The sequence below is a fragment of the Listeria weihenstephanensis genome, assembly GCF_003534205.1.
GTDB classification, from domain to species: domain Bacteria; phylum Bacillota; class Bacilli; order Lactobacillales; family Listeriaceae; genus Listeria_A; species Listeria_A weihenstephanensis.
On record NZ_CP011102.1, the window covers coordinates 711,305 to 727,781 of the forward strand.

The window sequence follows — 16,477 nt, forward strand, 5'->3', positions numbered from 1 at the left end:
ATAGAAGAGAAGCATGAAAAAGGAGGCAGGCATGAAAAAGTTTCTGTTTATAAGCATTATTTCACTACTTCTTGTTTTAGCGGCATGCGGTCCGAAAGATGTGAATTCTTCTGGGAACACTAGTGAAACAACTAGCAAGGAGAAGGTATCCAAGGAAGCTGCTGTTTTAACGATTACTGATATGGCTGGTCGAACGGTCGATTTTGCCAAAAAGCCAGAACGGATTATTACGCTTACCAATTCTGATTTAGGGATTGTTTATGCGCTCGGCGGTTCTGTTGTCGGTCGCCAAACGATGGATGCAAGTGGTGTTGAGCCAAGTGCCGCGCTAAAAGCTACAGAAGTCGGCAATACGCATGATTTGAATTTAGAAAAAATTGCATCGCTTACTCCGGATGTGATTATCGCAAGCTCCGAGCAGAATTTGAAAGATGTGCCAGCGCTTGAGGGCATCGGTGCGCAGGTCGTTTTGACTGGCGCCAATTCGATTGCGGAGATTAAGAAGCAGGAAGCCATTTTAGGACAATTACTTGGAAAAGATGCGACAAAATTACAACAAGAAATCGATACGAAAGTCGCTGAAATAAAGCAAGAACAAAAAGGAAAGGCAGTTCGCGCGCTACTCATACTAGGCGCACCAGGTAGTAATTACGCGGCATTACCGAATTCGCTCAGTGGGGATATCCTCGAAAAAGCGGGTGGAGTCAATGTTGCTAAGGATTTTAAAGGGGTCGAAAATTTCCCACAATATGCATCGCTGAATATTGAAAAAATCGTTGAATCAGATCCAGAGGTTATCTTTTTGATGATCCATGGTGGTGACGAAAAGGAAACCGAGATCGCGTTCCAAAAAGAAATGAAGCAAAATGATGCGTGGAATTCCACAACGGCTGTTAAAAACAATAACATCGTCGTGCTTCCCGCAGATCTTTTCGGGACCAACCCTGGTATCCGCATTACAAAAGCGCTGGATTATATGGCGAATGAACTGAATCAGGTTAGTAAATAATGCACGATCCACGCAAAAAAAGAAGAATTATCACATTTATCGTCACGATTCTTTTGCTTGTCATTGTCTTCTTTTACGGCTTGACAACGGGATCTGTGAAAGTTAGTTATTCGGAAGTTTGGCAAACGCTAATGGGGCACGGGGATGACCTTTCCACACAATTAATCTGGAATCTCCGTTTACCGCGAATGTTTATCGCGTTTCTAGTCGGCGCGGCACTTGCGATTGCAGGTTGTTTGCTTCAAGGCGTGATGCGAAATCCGCTTGCTGATCCTGGCGTAATCGGCGTTTCGGCTGGTGGTGGACTTGTCGCGATTATTTTGACGATCGTACTACCGTCCTTGAGCCAATTTGTACCACTCGGGGCATTTCTCGGGGCGTTCGGAACAGCGCTACTTATTTATGCGGTAGCGTGGGACAAAGGCGTAGCACCATTGCGCGTGATTTTATCAGGTGTTGCGATTAATGCTTTTATTGGTGCGATGACATCAGGAATCATGGTGCTTTACAGCAATCGCGTGCAGAGTATTATTTCATGGATGACTGGAACATTATCCGGGAAAAGTTGGTACCATCTCAATCTTATTTTACCGTACATGATCGTCGGTTTATTGTTCAGCATTTTTGCGATTCGTTCGTCGAATGTCTTATTGCTTGGCGATGATGCGGCGAAATTACTCGGATATTCCGTTGAGAAACATCGCTTTTTCATCATTATGTTAGCGGCATTCCTAAGCGGCGTCGCAGTCAGTGTTGCTGGCTTAATAGGCTTCGTAGGCCTCGTTGTTCCGCACATTTTCAGACTCGTGATCGGCAATGATTACCGCTACTTATTACCAATGTCAGCGATCGGTGGCGCCCTACTCGTCGGATTCGCAGACACGGCCGCGCGCAGCTGGTTCGGCTCGATCGAATTGCCAGTTGGAATCCTACTCGCAATGATTGGCGCACCGTTCTTCCTATTCCTATTACAACGAGGGAGGGTAGCCTCATGACCGCGATTACCTCTTTAAAAAACGTGACTTTCACTCGAAAACGTTCTTTTGAAATGAAAAATCTCGAACTCGATATTCCAGAAGGCAAAATTACGACGATTATCGGACCAAATGGCTCGGGAAAATCGACAATCTTACGGCTCATCATGCGTTTGTTGGCGCCAAATGAAGGCAAAATTATGTTGAATGGTACGGATATTGACACAATTAGTTCCAAAAAGTTAGCACGCGAAATGACGATGTTATCGCAGTCACCAGATGGACTCATCGATGTGGTTGTTCGAGATCTCATTAGTTATGGTCGCATGCCTTACCGTTCTTGGCTAGGCACGATGGAGAAAGAAGATGAACTCGCGGTAGATTGGGCGATGACGGTTTGTAACTTAGAAGAACTGGCTTATAGGCCGCTACACACGCTTTCTGGTGGTGAAAAACAACGGGCATGGCTGGCAATGGCTCTGGCTCAAAAAACACCAATTTTACTTCTTGACGAGCCCACAACGTACCTCGATATTTCGCATCAACTCGAATTACTCGATCTTTTGAAGCAGCTAAATCGCGATTTTAACATGTCGATCATTCTCGTGTTGCATGATTTAAACCAAGCAGCGGGCTATAGTGATCATGTTATCGTGTGTGAAGAAGGCGCAATTCAAAAGACTGGTACACCAGAAGAAGTTTTCACGAAACCGCTTTTGCGTGATATTTTCAAAATTGAAGCAGAGATCCATCCAACGGAGAGAGGATTGCGTGTTTTGCCAATCGCCTCAACGAAATTTCATTCATAAAGTTAAAGATAATTTAAAGATTCATATGCACGGTTCTAGAAAACCAAGACAGCACCTTGTTTTGTTCTCTAGAGCCGTTTTTGGGCACATTAGAATTTGATGAAAAAGCTTCCTATCTCGCTTGAAATTTTATATAATAAAAGGGTTGATTTAGACAGAGTAAGGCACAGGAGGCTGCACATGAATAAGAGTAGAGAAAGTAGCACCAAAATAGATTATTCCATCATTTTATTGGTTATGTGCCTGTGTCTTATTGGCATCGCAGCAATCTACATCGCAAGCTTAACGAACAATCAATACGCAACGGATTTCCTTGTTAGGCAGCTTATTTGGCTTGTCGCGGGAACCATTATTATCATAATTATCGTGAAATATTTCGACTATGACAGACTGCAACAAATGGCATACTATCTTTATGGCGGCGGGCTTTTTTTATTGCTGCTCGTTTTTGCGCCTGTCATCGGTATCGAGCGAAAAGGGGCGCAGAGCTGGGTCGGGACGGAGGCTATCAACATCCAACCTTCCGAATTGATGAAGAGTTTCCTGATTGTCGCGCTTGCGAAGCTTATCTGGGATCACACGAAGAAAACATCCATCCGCACACTAAAAAGCGATTTTCACCTTTTTATAAAAATCAGTCTCATGACCTTAGCTCCGATCACGCTGATTATGCTACAATCGGACTTGGGAACTTCGCTCGTACTTATCTCGATTATGGTGGGAATGATGTTTATATCCGGCATTACGTGGCGCTTGCTACTGCCCATTTTTGGAGGTATTGCAGCGATTGGAACGACTTTAATTCTGCTCGTGCTAAAAAGTCCAAGTACCCTGACGTCGCTTGGATTTAAGAAATATCAGTTTAACCGGATTACATCTTGGTTGGAGCCCGAAAAAGATCCGCTAGATACAGGGATGCAACTTTTGAAGTCGATGCGGGCGGTTGGTTCTGGGGAATTACGAGGAAGTGGTATTGGATATGAAGCGATTGAAATACCGGAGAACCATAATGATTTTATTTTCACAATTATCGGCGGCGACTTCGGCTTTGTTGGTGCATGCGTCTTAATTGTGTTATACTTCTTATTAGTTTACCAAATTATTCGTGTCGCTTTGGATGTGGGAATACCTTTTTATTCCTATATTTGTACAGGCGTCGTAGCCATGATTTTCTTTCATGTGTTACAAAATATTGGCATGACGATCGGTATGTTGCCGATTACGGGGATTCCGCTATTATTTATTAGTTATGGCGGTAGTGCCATGTTGGGGAGTTTAATGGCGATTGGCCTTGTATTATCTGCACGTTACAATGCGCCAAAAGCAATGGATTTATAAATTTTTAGAACTGTATGGAAAAGTAACAGAGGTTTGGAAAAAATAAGTTATTCCATCCAGTAAGGAGCGTTATGAATGAATTCGCAAAATAAAATATCCGCGAGAATTGATTATGGTATTGTATTATCCTTAATGTTGTTGTGTTTGATAAGTATGATCTCGATCTACAGCGCACAATTAACAAACGAGCAGTACAATGCAAACTTTGTCATGAAGCAAGCTGTTTGGTTTGTTGTTAGTGGCTTTGCTATTTTCGTTATTATGCAATTAGATTATGAACGATTAACCAAATGGGCGTACTATTTTTATGGTGTGGGCCTCTTGATGTTGGTTTTTGTATTGTTTTTTGGGAAGGAAGTAAACGGCGCGAAAAGTTGGATCATCATTCCGTTTTTAGGAAGCCTTCAACCATCGGAAGTCGTGAAAGTTATTTTAATCATTGTGCTTTCAAAAGTAATCTGGGATCATAATCGGAAATATTCGATGCACACAGTGAAATATGATTTTCTATTGCTCGTCAAAATGGGCGTCATCACCATTATTCCAATTGGTTTAATCATGCTACAGCCCGATTTGGGAACTGGATTGGTCTTCATTGCTATCATGTCTGGGATGATTTTGGTTTCAGGAATTACGTGGAAGCTGATTGTTCCAATTTACGGATCGATTATCGGAGTTGGAGCGGCACTTCTATATTTAGTGCTTTATCATGAGAGTTGGCTAGTTAAACTAGGTTTTAAATCGTATCAATTTGAGCGGATTCATACGTGGATTAATCCTGAATTGGACCCTCAAGGCGGGGGCTATCAAGTGCTTCGTGCGATGACAGCGATTGGCTCTGGGCAAATTAGCGGGAATGGCGCGGGTTACAATGCGATCGCGATACCTGAGAATCATAATGACTTTATCTTCACCGTTATTGGTGGCGATTTTGGATTTATTGGTGCGAGTATTTTATTGGCGATTTATTTCTTATTAATCTATCAAATTATTCGTGTCGCGCTTGATATTGGTATTCCATTCTATTCTTACATTTGTACAGGTGTTGTTATGATGATTATGTTCCACGTTTTTGAGAATGTGGGAATGAACATCGGACTGCTTCCAATCACGGGTATTCCATTGCCATTTATAAGTTATGGAGGAAGTGCGCTCCTGGGGAATATGATGGCGATTGGACTGGTTCTGGGAATCAGGTACAATTACCAGAAATCGATGTTTACGGTGAAGGAAGAAAAACTTGCCGAATAAATGCAACTACCTTGTCTGGATTTTCTGGGCAAGGTAGTTTTTTTCACTTTTTTCTAGGGAACTATTTGTGATTACATTCGAAATCTATTATGATAGAGGTAGCACGATAATTTTGGGAGGGGAAAAACCAATATGATAACTTTTTACTGGTATCCGAAATGCTCGACATGCAAGAAAGCAAAACACTGGCTAGATGAGAATGAAGTGGCTTATAATCAAATAGACATGATTGAAACACCACCAAAGAAAGAAGAACTAGAAAAATTGTTTGCAAACAGTGACCTAGGAATTCGCCGTTTCTTTAATACGAGTGGCATTAAATATCGCGAAATGGGCTTAAAAGATAAAGTTGACCAAATGACGGAGGATGAAGCGTTTACATTACTCGCAACAGATGGTAAACTAATAAAGAGACCAATCGTTACAGACGGTAAAAAAGTGACACTTGGCTTCAAAGAAAGTGAATTTGTAGAAAACTGGAAGTAAATACTGACTTGAAGGGGGATTTTTTAAAATGAGTTTACCAAAGGATTTACGTTATTCAGAAGAGCACGAATGGGTGAAAGATGACGCGGGAAGCTTCGTTATCGGGATTACTGATTTTGCGCAAGATCAATTAGGAGATATCGTTTTTGTGGAGTTACCAGAAGTTGGCGACACGATTACACAAGGCGATTCGATTGGAAGCATTGAATCTGTTAAAACGGTATCTGATTTTTACGCGCCAATCACGGGTAAAGTGGTTGCGGTTAACACGGAACTAGAGGATGCGCCAGAACTACTTAACTCGGCACCATATGACGCTGGGTGGTTACTAAAAGTAGAAGATACAGACGCGGCTCAAGTTGCAGCTTTACTTTCTGCAGAGGATTATGAAAAAACATTAGATTAATAAGGATACATAGAGGACCCTTTCGCGTTTTGGCGACGGGGTTTTCTTCTTTGAATAGAAGTGAGGGATTTGATTTGGTAGAGGTTTGGAATAAGCAGGATTTGATGGCGCAAATCGCGGAACAAGAGGATTTTGCGATCTATTTTTTCACGCCGATGTGTCTGGGATGCCAGCAAGCGATGAAATTGATTGATGTGGCGAGCGAGGCATTCCCTGAGCTTACGATTGGTAAAATGGATTTGAATTATGTTCCTGAGCTGGCGGAGAAATGGGCAATTACGAATGTACCGGTGTTGCTTCGATTTGAGGCAGGTCTGAAGGTCGCGACGAGTTATCGACTTGGGAATATGATTGAGGTCTATGATTTTTTGAAGGAATGAGAATCTCAGCGGGTCGACAAACGCTCATCTCCGTCGTTAAAGCCTGCGCGCCGGTGCTCACATACCCAAGTATGCTCCGCTCCAGTGCTCGGCTTTGCCTAGGATCTGAGCATTTGTCGACCCGCTGAGGTTTGGCGGATTATCATGGAAGGCGTTTTTTCTACAGTTCAGAGCGGGTCGACAAACGCTCATTGTTGGGATTGTTCGAATGAAATGAGTTACAACCCCAATATGCAGGAGAACAAAGTGAGCCTGTATTCCTTCACGTTAAAGCCTGTGCGCCGGTGCTCTTCTACACTGCGTTTCGCATAACTTCTCACATGGTCGGGGATGAGACTCCCTCTCTGTTTTCAGTCAACATACCTCAGTATGCTCCGCTCCAGTGCTCGGCTTTGCCTAGGATCTGAGCATTTGTCGACCCGCTGAGGTTTGGCGGATTATCATGGAAGGCGTTTTTTCTACTGTTTTAGAGCTGGCTGCAGTTCTTTTTTTGTCTCGATTTTTTACTTTTAGGGAGAAATATTGTATACTTGAGTGGATAGTGCAAATGGAGGTGGAAGGCTATGGCGATGAGAGAAATTTTGTTGGATGAATATGGGTATAATGAGCCAATCGTGACGACAAATATTAGTGAGCGGAGTTTTGGCTTGAAGCTGGACAGTTTGCGCAGAAATATGAATCGATTAGTAGAGAAGAAGGAAATGGTGCGTTTTTCTGAGGGCGTGTATTATTTTCCGAAGTGGAATGAAGTGTTGCAGCAGAACACGCAAATTAGTGAGCAGGTCGTGATTGAAAGGAAATATATTCAGGATAAGAGGAAGCGCTATGGCTATTTAGCAGGACTTGCACTGGCGAATCAATTGCAGTTAACAACGCAGGTTCCGATGGTACTTGAAATTGTAACCGAGAATAATGCGAGTAAGAAAAGAACGGTGATTGTGAAAAATACGGAGCTGACGTTAAAGAAGTCACGCGTTCCGATTACATTTGAAAATTATAAAATTCTGCAAGTACTTGATTTATTAACAGATAAAATTGCATATAATGAGGTGTCAAAGGAGGTCATGACGCGTAAGCTTATTTCGTATTTGGGCGATATCTCTTTATCAGCGGAGCAAGTTATTGAAATTATCTCAAAATATCCCAGCAAAACATCAAAAGAATTAATTGAAACGGGGTTATATCATGCGCTTATACAAGGACAAAGAGACATTTGAACAACTCATCATCGCGACGAGTGCTGCGACATCTTTATCAGAATCTATTATTGAAAAAGACTATTACGTTTCTATGATATTGAGGGAGTTAAGCCAAAGTTTGCCGAATCTAGTTTTTAAGGGTGGAACATCTTTATCTAAAGCCTATCAGGTGATTGATCGATTTTCAGAGGATATTGATCTTACTTTTATGGTTCGGCCTAAGAATACAGAGTTGAAGCGTAGTAAGGAATGTATTGTGGGGACGGTAGAGAAGCTTGAATTAAAGCTTGCGAATGCAGATCGAATTATGTCGCGGAGACGTTTTAATTGTTATGAGGTACATTTTGAGAATTTGCGCCCGAATAATATGTTGAAGGAACATCTTTTAATTGAGACATTTGCACATTATGTGGCTTACCCTGTTGTGGAAAAAAGAATTTCTAATTATATATTTGAGTATGTAGAGGGGATAGGTCGATTGGATTTAGCAGATTTATTTTCTGAGTTAACACCGTTTTCAATGAATGTGCAATCTATCGAGCGAACGTGCATTGATAAGCTATTTGCGGTAATGGATCACTATATTAAAGGTAGTCACGCGGGTTTTTCAAGGCATTTATATGATTTATACAAAATTACGCAAAATATCGATTTGAAAAGTGAGGCTATGCGCTCGCTTTTTTTAGATGTGCGAACGGAACTAGCCGCTGATTTAGAGCAGAATCCATCGGCGTCTATAGAGTATCCACGTCAGCAAGAGTTCTTATCATTGCTAGAACTGGATTTTTATAAAAACGATTACGAAACAATCACATCGCAACTTATTCATGATAATATTTCTTACACGACAGTAAAAGTTTACCTAATAAGGTTAGTGAGAAATAGGGGTTTTTTAGAACTATGATTGTTTCCTTTGTGCAAAAAAGTTTCGCAACTGATATAGAAATGAGCAGTCCAAAAAAGATTGCTATAGACCCACACGAAAGCGTTATGGTACTATACTAGGAGTGCTTTTTCAGCGTATCTTTTTGAATACGCTGATGTTTATTTATATTAACGGGGGTATATAATGAGTAATTCTAATTTGACCATTCTTTCGGTAATCAGTAATTTCGTTATCGTTATTTTAAAATTTATTGTGGGATTTTTGACGGGGTCGGTGGCTGTTATTTCGGAGGCAGTGCATTCGTCGATGGATTTGTTTGCGTCGGTGATTACATTCTTCTCGATTCGGATTTCGAATCGGCCGGCTGATGATGATCATCCATATGGGCATGGGAAAGCAGAGAACATCGCTGGGACGATTGAAACGCTGCTTATTTTTGTGGCTGGGATTTGGATTATTTATGAGTCGATGAACAAGTTTTTCAATCCGCATGAGATTCGTTTTCCAGCGCTTGGGATTGCGGTGATGCTTTTTGGTGCTGCGGTGAATATTGTCGTTTCGAGAGTGATTAAGAAAGCGGCGGATCGGGAAAACTCGGTGGCGATGAAGTCGAACGCGCTGCATTTATATACGGATGTGTTCACATCGCTTGGGATTGCGTTTAGTTTGCTGCTTGTTCATTTGACGGGGTGGTTATGGCTTGATCCGGTGATTGCGATTGTGACGGCGTTTTATATTATGTTTGAGGCTTGGAAGTTGTTGAAGGAGTCATTTCCGCCACTTATGGATAAGCGTTTGTCGCCGAGTGAGGAAGAGGAGATTAAGCGGATTATTATGACGCATCAGGCGGATTTTATCGAGTTTCATGATTTTCGTTCGCGTCGTGCTGGTGCGCAGGAATATATCGATTTTCACTTGGTAGTTGCGAATAATCAGACGATCGAACAGGCGCATTATCTTTGTGATATCATCGAAAAAGAGATTTATGATTTCTATGCGAAGGCGCAGGTTTTGATTCATTTGGAGCCTGAGGAAGAGCGAATTTTGACGAAATAGTAGGGATAGGTTTTCTCAAGTATTGGTGAGATTCTTATGATACAATGGATACAAGTGACATAAAAGTGAGGTGGCAAAAACGATGACGTCCATTTTGATTGCAGATGATGATAAGGAAATTGTGGATTTAGTGAAATTATATCTCCAAAATGAAGGGTACACGATTTTGAATGCGTATGATGGTGCCGAGGTGTGGGATATTGTGCAGAAAGAGCCGCTTGATTTGGTTGTTTTAGATATTATGATGCCGAAAATGGATGGTTTGGAAGTGTGCCGATTGATGCGTCAAGAAGGTATTACGACGCCGATTCTGATGCTTAGTGCGAAGGCGGAGGATAACGATAAGATCATGGGGCTTTTGACGGGCGCGGATGATTATATGGTGAAGCCGTTCAATCCATTGGAGCTTTCTGTTCGCGTGAAGGCAATTTTAAGACGTGTGCAGATGATGAAACAGGAGCGAAGTAGTGAACTTCCTGGTAATCAGCTTGTTTTAGGACCGATTGTGATTGATCGTGACCTGCATACGGTGATGGTCAACGAAAAGGAATTGCGTTTAACGACGTCTGAATTTGATATTTTATTTTTACTTGCGAATGAGCCGGGTCGTGTTTTTAGTTCGGAGCTGATTTTCGAACGAATTTGGCAGGAAAAAGCGCTAGGCGCGAGTAAAACGGTGATGGTGCATATTAGTAATTTGCGAGATAAGTTAAAAGACGCGATGGACGGAGAAAATGTGATCAAAACCATTTGGGGAGTAGGTTATAAAATTGAAGTTTAAGCAGTTATTATGGCGAATTTGGCAGCAGATGCATCCGCTACAAATCATCATTTTTGCGCTTTTATCATGGGCGGCGAGCTTTATTGCCCTGCGCAGTATTGGTTTGTGGCTCGTTTCTGTGAAGAATGATTCTGTTGTTTTAACAGGCACAACAACGCGATTTATTGACTTGTTTGGCTATGGTCGATATGATAAGTTACTGAATTCCCCGTGGCTGATTATGCTGAAATACTTGGGGATTTTTGCTGTGGCGTTAGTGTTTTTTATTTTCTTTTATTGGTTGTATAAGCAAAGATTATTAAGGAAACAGTTGCGGCAAATTAATGTGGCGATTGCGGAAGATCAGCCGATGGAGCAGGAAAGTTTGATTCCAGAGATTGTGCAGTTGGAGGAGAGCATCGAGAAAATGCGGGCGCATCAAGCGGAACTTATTGAGCAGGAACAAGAGGCGCAACAGGCTAAAAATGATTTGATTACGAATGTTTCGCACGATTTACGCACGCCGTTGACATCGATTCTAGGGTATTTGAGCTATATTCATGAGGATCGGTATCGCGATGAAGTGGAGTTGCGACATTATACGGAGCTGGTGTATGGCAAGGCGCGCCGGTTGCATAAGTTGATTGATGATTTGTTTGATTACACGAGGCTTGAGAGCGCGGAGTTCCAGATCAAAGAGGATACGCTTGATATGGTGGAATTATTGCGCCAGCTTGTTTCGGAATATGAGCGTTCGGCTGCCGAGAAAGATATCCAAATCGTAGAGAAGTATACGGTCGAAAACTTGAAGGTGATGGGCGATGGGATGCAGATTATGCGTCTTTTTGAGAACCTGTTTTCAAATGCGCTTCGTTACGGTGCAAGTGGTAAAAAAATTGAAATCAGCGCTAAAAAAGAAGCTGGGATGGCGATCATTGAAGTGTCTAACTATGGCGCCGAAATTCCCGCAAGTGAGCTACCGCAATTGTTTGATCGTTTTTATAAAGTAGATAAGAACCGAACGACGACGGGAACTGGTCTGGGTCTTGCTATTGCGAAATCGATCGTGGAACGTCACGGCGGTAATGTCTTCGCTGCGAGCAAAAAAGGTAAGACCACATTTACCGTGGAATTACCGCTGAGCAATCTTTAGTTTTTCTTTATGATTTCTTACCTCCTGATTTAGCATTTTTAGTTAAGATGTAATCAGGAGGGGAAATGATGAAAAAACAGACAGTTATTTTAATTATTGCGGGTTTGACGAGTATTGCTATTTTATTTTTTGTTTTTATGGGAAGAGACATTCGAGCTACGCCTCAAGTTGATGCGAATAACGCGCTGGTTGTGAGTTTGAAATCGGATAAGGTGATTTTAGAAGAAAAGGCTGATCAGGCGGTGCCAATCGCAAGTTTGACGAAGTTGATGACGGCATATTTGATGCTCGAGGCGATACATAATAAAACGATTTCTTGGGATGATATGGTGTCCCTGGAGCGCTTGGATGATCCGCGGGCGGTGAGTCTATATGCGCTCAGTGGGAAGAAATATTATAGCGTACAGGATCTGTTTGCTGCGATGATGATTATGTCAGCGAATGACGGGGCGCAGAGTTTAGGCGCGCATTTGGATGGGGAACATTTTACAGAGAAGATGATGCAAAAGGCGCGGGAAATCGGGATGTCGAAGAAGACGAATTTCAGCAGTGCTAGCGGTTTAGACGTGGATGGCAAGGAATCGATGTCGACAGCAAGTGATTTAATGATTTTGACGAAAAAATTGATTAGCGATTATCCAGAAATACTTGATATTACGTCGCGAACGAAGTATGTCACGCAAAGCGATGATACGATACATACGACAAATCAGGTGCTGCAAGATGGTGGCGTTCAGGGAATGGATGGCTTTAAAACGGGGTATACGGATCAAGCGGGCTACTGTATGATTGCAACGGCAGTTCAAAATGAGGATCGCATTATTTCGATAACATTAGGAAGTAAGACGGACGAGGATCGTATCAAAGCGACGGAAACAATGATGGACTATGGCTTTTCAAAATAAAATGACCACTGTATCTTGACAAATCCGACTAAAACCATGTAATATTAATAAAAACAAGGCGCGTCATATATTGCGCCCTAAAAAAGAATCTTATCAAGAGTGGTGGAGGGATATGCCCGTAGAAACCCGGCAACCTAAGTGGAATTTTTTCCATTGCAAGGTGCTAAATCATACAGAGCCTAGAGCTTTGAAAGATGAGAGAAAAGCGTAAATTATGCATGTAATTACACCTTTTCCGCTCATATTTGGCGGGAGAGGTTTTTTGTTTAAGAAAGAGAGTAGGGGTGGAGTTACTTTGATAAGGCTTAAGAATGTTGCGAAGGATTACAAGGCTCGTAAAAATAATATCAGAGCAGTGGACGACGTCAATTTAGATATTACGGATGGTGAAATTTTCGGTGTGGTTGGTTATTCAGGTGCTGGGAAAAGTACGCTGATTCGGATGTTTAATGGATTGGAATTGCCGACGGAAGGCACGGTCGAAGTGGATGATTTATTTATTTCACAAATTCGCGGTGGACAGTTACGCAAGGCGCGCCAGCAAATCGGGATGATTTTTCAACATTTTAACTTGCTTTGGTCGCGTACGGTGTTTGATAATATTGCTTTTCCGCTAGAAATTGCGGGAGTTCGAGGTGAGAAGCGCCGTTTTCGAGTGAATGAGTTGATCAGACTTGTGGGGCTTGAAGGTAAAGAGGACGCGTATCCATCGGAATTAAGCGGTGGTCAGAAGCAGCGTGTCGGGATTGCGCGGGCACTTGCGAACAACCCGAAGTTACTGCTTTGTGATGAGGCGACATCAGCGCTCGATCCGCAAACAACGGATGAAGTGCTTGATTTGTTGCTGGATATTAACCGCCGTTTAAACTTAACGATTATCGTGATCACACATGAAATGCACGTGATCCGCAAAATTTGTAATCGTGTGGCAGTGATGGAAGCGGGGCGCGTCGTGGAACTAGGCGATGTGATAGACGTTTTCCAACATCCGCAAGAAAGCGTGACGAAACGTTTTGTGCGACAAGTGACGGAATCAGATGAGACGGAAGAATTGATTCACATGTTGCTGGAAAACTACTCGGAAGGCAAGCTTGTGAAACTGCTTTTCGTTGGAGGCCAAGCGACGCAGCCGATCATTTCCCAAGTAGCGCAAGATAACAAAGTGTTGCTAAATATTTTGCACGGTAATTTAACACAAACGCAAAATGGTGCTTACGGTACGTTATATATTCAAATTCAAGGTGCCGAGGAACAAGTAGATGCGACAATCACACGGTTACGCGAGCTTGAGATAGAAACGGAAGTGATTGAAGGATGAGTGATTCTACAGGATATTTTGCAAATGTAGATTGGGATATGATGAAAACAGCGACGGAAGAAACGCTATACATGACGATTGTCTCTTTGTTCGCGGTATTTTTCTTAGGGCTAGCTTTAGGGCTGATCTTATTTTTAACCAACCGCAAAAAGGACAGCGGGTCGCGAGTTGCTTACTGGGTGACGGCGATTTTAGTGAATATTTTCCGATCGATTCCGTTTATCATCTTGATTGTGTTACTTTTACCGGTGACAAAAACGCTTGTTGGAACGATTATTGGGCCAAAAGCTGCTTTACCAGCGTTGATTATCTCGGCAGCACCATTTTACGCGCGTATGGTGGAGATTGCATTCCGCGAAGTCGATAAAGGCGTGATCGAAGCGGCGAAAGCGATGGGAGCTAATCTCTTCACGATCATTGGAAAAGTACTTATACCTGAGGCTTTACCAGCGATTATTTCAGGAATTACAGTAACGGCGATTTCACTTGTCGGCTTCACGGCGATGGCGGGTGTTATTGGGGCAGGCGGACTTGGAAACGCGGCTTACTTAGAAGGTTTCCAAAGAAATCAGCCAGCAGTTACATTGGTAGCGACTATTATTATTTTAATTATAGTATTTGTTTTCCAGTTTATTGGAGACATCTTGACCAAATGGGTCGACAAACGATAAGGAAAAGGGAGATGTTGGAGTATGAAAAAAGTTTTATTAGGATTATTTACACTTACGTTAGTATTAGTTTTAGCAGCTTGTGGCGGGGGTTCCAAAGATGATGCAAGTAGTGACAAAGGAACGACGCTAGTTATTGGTGCTTCCAATTCTCCACACGCCGTTATTTTAGAGAAAGCAAAGCCAATTTTAGCGAAAAAGGGCATTAACTTAGATATTAAGAAATATACAGATTATGTAATGCCAAATGTGGCGCTTGATGAAGGCGATCTAGATGCGAACTATTTCCAAACGATTCCTTACATGGAGCTTGAAATGAAGGAAAAAGGCTATAAATTTGTAAATATGGGCGGTATTCATATCGAGCCAATGGGCATTTATTCTAAGAAATATAAATCACTTGACGATCTACCGAAAAATGCGGAAGTGATTATGTCGAACAGTAAGTCGGATTGGCCGCGTGTATTGGGTATTTTAGCTGATGCTGGTGTGATTAAATTGAAAGACGGCGTGAAGCGTCAAGATGTGACGTTTGATGATATCACGGAAAATCCGAAAAATATCAAATTCAAATATGATGTCGATGCTGGCTATTTGATGACGGCTTACAATAATGAAGAAGGCGACGTTGTTGCGATCAACTCGAATTTCGTAGTAGATCAAGGCATGAATCCTAAGAACGACGCGATTGCAATTGAGAAAACAGATTCTCCATACGTGAATGTTATCGCGGTTGATGAGAAAAATAAAGATAATAAAGACATTAAAGAACTCGTGAAAGTGCTACAATCAAAAGAAATTCAAGACTTTATTACAAAAGAGTGGAAGGGTGCGGTCGTACCTGTTTCTAAATAAAAAATGATGAAGCGCGGGCTGGGAACAATGGCTCGCGTTTTTTTCTATACTAGTAATAAGATCAAAACGGAAATGAGGGAGAGTCATGAAAATCGTAGAAATTGAGCAGCTAACGAAAAAATTTGAAAAAAATATCGCGGTGGATAATCTAGATTTGACGATTGAAGAGGGGCAGATTTTCGGTTTATTGGGGCCAAATGGTGCCGGAAAAAGTACAACGATTAGTGTTTTATGTGGACTTTTGAAGAAGGATAGCGGGCAAATTCGTTTGTTTGGTGAGGAACAGGAGCAGCATAGTTTGGAGATTAAGCAGCGGATTGGCTTGGTACCACAGGATATTGCGCTTTATAATGATTTATCGGCGTTTGAGAATGTACGTTTTTTTGCGGGACTTTATGGGCTTCGTGGGAAGAAACTCGATGCGGCGGCGGAAACGGCTTTGGAATTTGTTGGTTTGGCGGATAAAGGGAAGGATAAGCCGGGGACTTTTTCGGGTGGAATGAAGCGGCGCCTTAATATTGCGTGTGCGATTGCGCATAAACCAGCGCTTATTATTATGGATGAGCCGACTGTGGGCATCGATCCGCAGTCTCGGAATTATATTTTGAAGTCGATTAAGAAGTTGAATGCGTCTGGTTGTACGATTATTTATACGAGTCATTACATGGAAGAGGTCGAGGAATTGTGTGATTATATCTCGATCATTGATCATGGAAAAGTGATTGCGGAGGGCACGAAAGAGCAGTTGGTGAGCCTTGTTTCGGATATGAAAGAGATGCGAATCGTGGTGGATGATGTGCATAAAATTAATTTGGATGCATTGCGTGCAATTTCGGGAGTTCAGTTGGTGGAAGTAATGGAAAGCAATACGCTTAAAATGACTTCTAACAGTGAGGTTAACAATTTGAACACGGTGCTGGAGTCGCTTATTCGACAATCTGTTGAAGTGATCGAGATGAATCAGCAAACATTGAATTTGGAAACGGTCTTTTTGAATTTGACGGGCCGAAAATTAAGGGATTAG

At 42.1% G+C, this 16,477-nt stretch carries 18 protein-coding genes and 1 riboswitch; all 18 genes read left to right on the forward strand.

Annotated features, from left to right (window positions below):
• The first annotated feature begins 31 nt into the window (after positions 1-31).
• The 18 genes from UE46_RS03445 (at position 32) to UE46_RS03530 (ending at position 16,477) form a co-directional block, all read left to right on the forward strand.
• Positions 32-1,009: an ABC transporter substrate-binding protein gene (locus tag UE46_RS03445; RefSeq protein WP_036061411.1), complete on the forward strand. Its 978-nt coding sequence runs from the start codon at positions 32-34 to the stop codon at positions 1,007-1,009.
• The gene (locus tag UE46_RS03450; RefSeq protein WP_036061412.1) at positions 1,009-2,004 is read left to right on the forward strand and encodes a FecCD family ABC transporter permease; all 996 of its coding nucleotides are present in this window, start codon (positions 1,009-1,011) and stop codon (positions 2,002-2,004) included. The genes UE46_RS03445 and UE46_RS03450 overlap by 1 nt, the downstream gene beginning before the upstream one ends.
• Positions 2,001-2,792: an ABC transporter ATP-binding protein gene (locus UE46_RS03455; RefSeq protein ID WP_036061413.1), complete on the forward strand. Its 792-nt coding sequence runs from the start codon at positions 2,001-2,003 to the stop codon at positions 2,790-2,792. Before UE46_RS03450 ends, UE46_RS03455 begins: the two co-directional genes overlap by 4 nt.
• A 180-nt stretch (positions 2,793-2,972) precedes the next feature.
• Positions 2,973-4,130 carry an FtsW/RodA/SpoVE family cell cycle protein gene (locus UE46_RS03460; protein WP_118907396.1) on the forward strand — a complete coding sequence of 386 codons (1,158 nt, stop codon included), beginning with the start codon at positions 2,973-2,975 and terminating at the stop codon, positions 4,128-4,130.
• Between the two features lie 75 nt (positions 4,131-4,205).
• Positions 4,206-5,381 carry a rod shape-determining protein RodA gene (gene rodA / locus UE46_RS03465; RefSeq protein WP_036061414.1) on the forward strand — a complete coding sequence of 392 codons (1,176 nt, stop codon included), beginning with the start codon at positions 4,206-4,208 and terminating at the stop codon, positions 5,379-5,381.
• A gap of 132 nt (positions 5,382-5,513) precedes the next feature.
• Positions 5,514-5,867, forward strand: a complete 354-nt coding sequence (locus UE46_RS03470; RefSeq protein WP_118907397.1) for an arsenate reductase family protein — start codon at positions 5,514-5,516, stop codon at positions 5,865-5,867.
• A gap of 28 nt (positions 5,868-5,895) precedes the next feature.
• Entirely contained in the window at positions 5,896-6,273 is a 378-nt protein-coding gene (gene gcvH / locus UE46_RS03475) for a glycine cleavage system protein GcvH (RefSeq protein WP_036061415.1), read from the forward strand.
• A gap of 50 nt (positions 6,274-6,323) precedes the next feature.
• Positions 6,324-6,653 carry a thioredoxin family protein gene (locus UE46_RS03480; protein WP_143812867.1) on the forward strand — a complete coding sequence of 110 codons (330 nt, stop codon included), beginning with the start codon at positions 6,324-6,326 and terminating at the stop codon, positions 6,651-6,653.
• A gap of 563 nt (positions 6,654-7,216) precedes the next feature.
• Positions 7,217-7,870 (forward strand): DUF6088 family protein, encoded by a 654-nt coding sequence (locus UE46_RS03485; RefSeq protein WP_036061416.1) that lies wholly within the window; start codon positions 7,217-7,219, stop codon positions 7,868-7,870.
• Positions 7,839-8,756 (forward strand): nucleotidyl transferase AbiEii/AbiGii toxin family protein, encoded by a 918-nt coding sequence (locus tag UE46_RS03490; RefSeq protein WP_036061417.1) that lies wholly within the window; start codon positions 7,839-7,841, stop codon positions 8,754-8,756. Before UE46_RS03485 ends, UE46_RS03490 begins: the two co-directional genes overlap by 32 nt.
• 165 nt (positions 8,757-8,921) lie before the next feature.
• Positions 8,922-9,794 (forward strand): cation diffusion facilitator family transporter, encoded by an 873-nt coding sequence (locus UE46_RS03495; RefSeq protein ID WP_036061418.1) that lies wholly within the window; start codon positions 8,922-8,924, stop codon positions 9,792-9,794.
• 82 nt (positions 9,795-9,876) lie between these two features.
• Positions 9,877-10,575 (forward strand): response regulator transcription factor, encoded by a 699-nt coding sequence (locus UE46_RS03500; RefSeq protein WP_036061419.1) that lies wholly within the window; start codon positions 9,877-9,879, stop codon positions 10,573-10,575.
• The gene (locus UE46_RS03505) at positions 10,559-11,707 is read left to right on the forward strand and encodes a sensor histidine kinase (protein WP_411814720.1); all 1,149 of its coding nucleotides are present in this window, start codon (positions 10,559-10,561) and stop codon (positions 11,705-11,707) included. Before UE46_RS03500 ends, UE46_RS03505 begins: the two co-directional genes overlap by 17 nt.
• A 65-nt stretch (positions 11,708-11,772) precedes the next feature.
• Positions 11,773-12,612 carry a D-alanyl-D-alanine carboxypeptidase family protein gene (locus UE46_RS03510; RefSeq protein ID WP_118907398.1) on the forward strand — a complete coding sequence of 280 codons (840 nt, stop codon included), beginning with the start codon at positions 11,773-11,775 and terminating at the stop codon, positions 12,610-12,612.
• An 87-nt stretch (positions 12,613-12,699) separates the two neighbouring features.
• Positions 12,700-12,813: riboswitch (SAM riboswitch) on the forward strand.
• A 94-nt stretch (positions 12,814-12,907) separates the two neighbouring features.
• The gene (locus tag UE46_RS03515) at positions 12,908-13,930 is read left to right on the forward strand and encodes a methionine ABC transporter ATP-binding protein (protein WP_036061420.1); all 1,023 of its coding nucleotides are present in this window, start codon (positions 12,908-12,910) and stop codon (positions 13,928-13,930) included.
• The gene (locus UE46_RS03520) at positions 13,927-14,601 is read left to right on the forward strand and encodes a methionine ABC transporter permease (RefSeq protein ID WP_036061421.1); all 675 of its coding nucleotides are present in this window, start codon (positions 13,927-13,929) and stop codon (positions 14,599-14,601) included. The genes UE46_RS03515 and UE46_RS03520 overlap by 4 nt, the downstream gene beginning before the upstream one ends.
• Before the next feature lie 21 nt (positions 14,602-14,622).
• Complete coding sequence (locus tag UE46_RS03525; RefSeq protein ID WP_036061422.1) at positions 14,623-15,453, forward strand: MetQ/NlpA family ABC transporter substrate-binding protein; 831 nt, start codon at positions 14,623-14,625, stop codon at positions 15,451-15,453.
• A gap of 85 nt (positions 15,454-15,538) precedes the next feature.
• Positions 15,539-16,477: an ABC transporter ATP-binding protein gene (locus UE46_RS03530; RefSeq protein ID WP_118907399.1), complete on the forward strand. Its 939-nt coding sequence runs from the start codon at positions 15,539-15,541 to the stop codon at positions 16,475-16,477.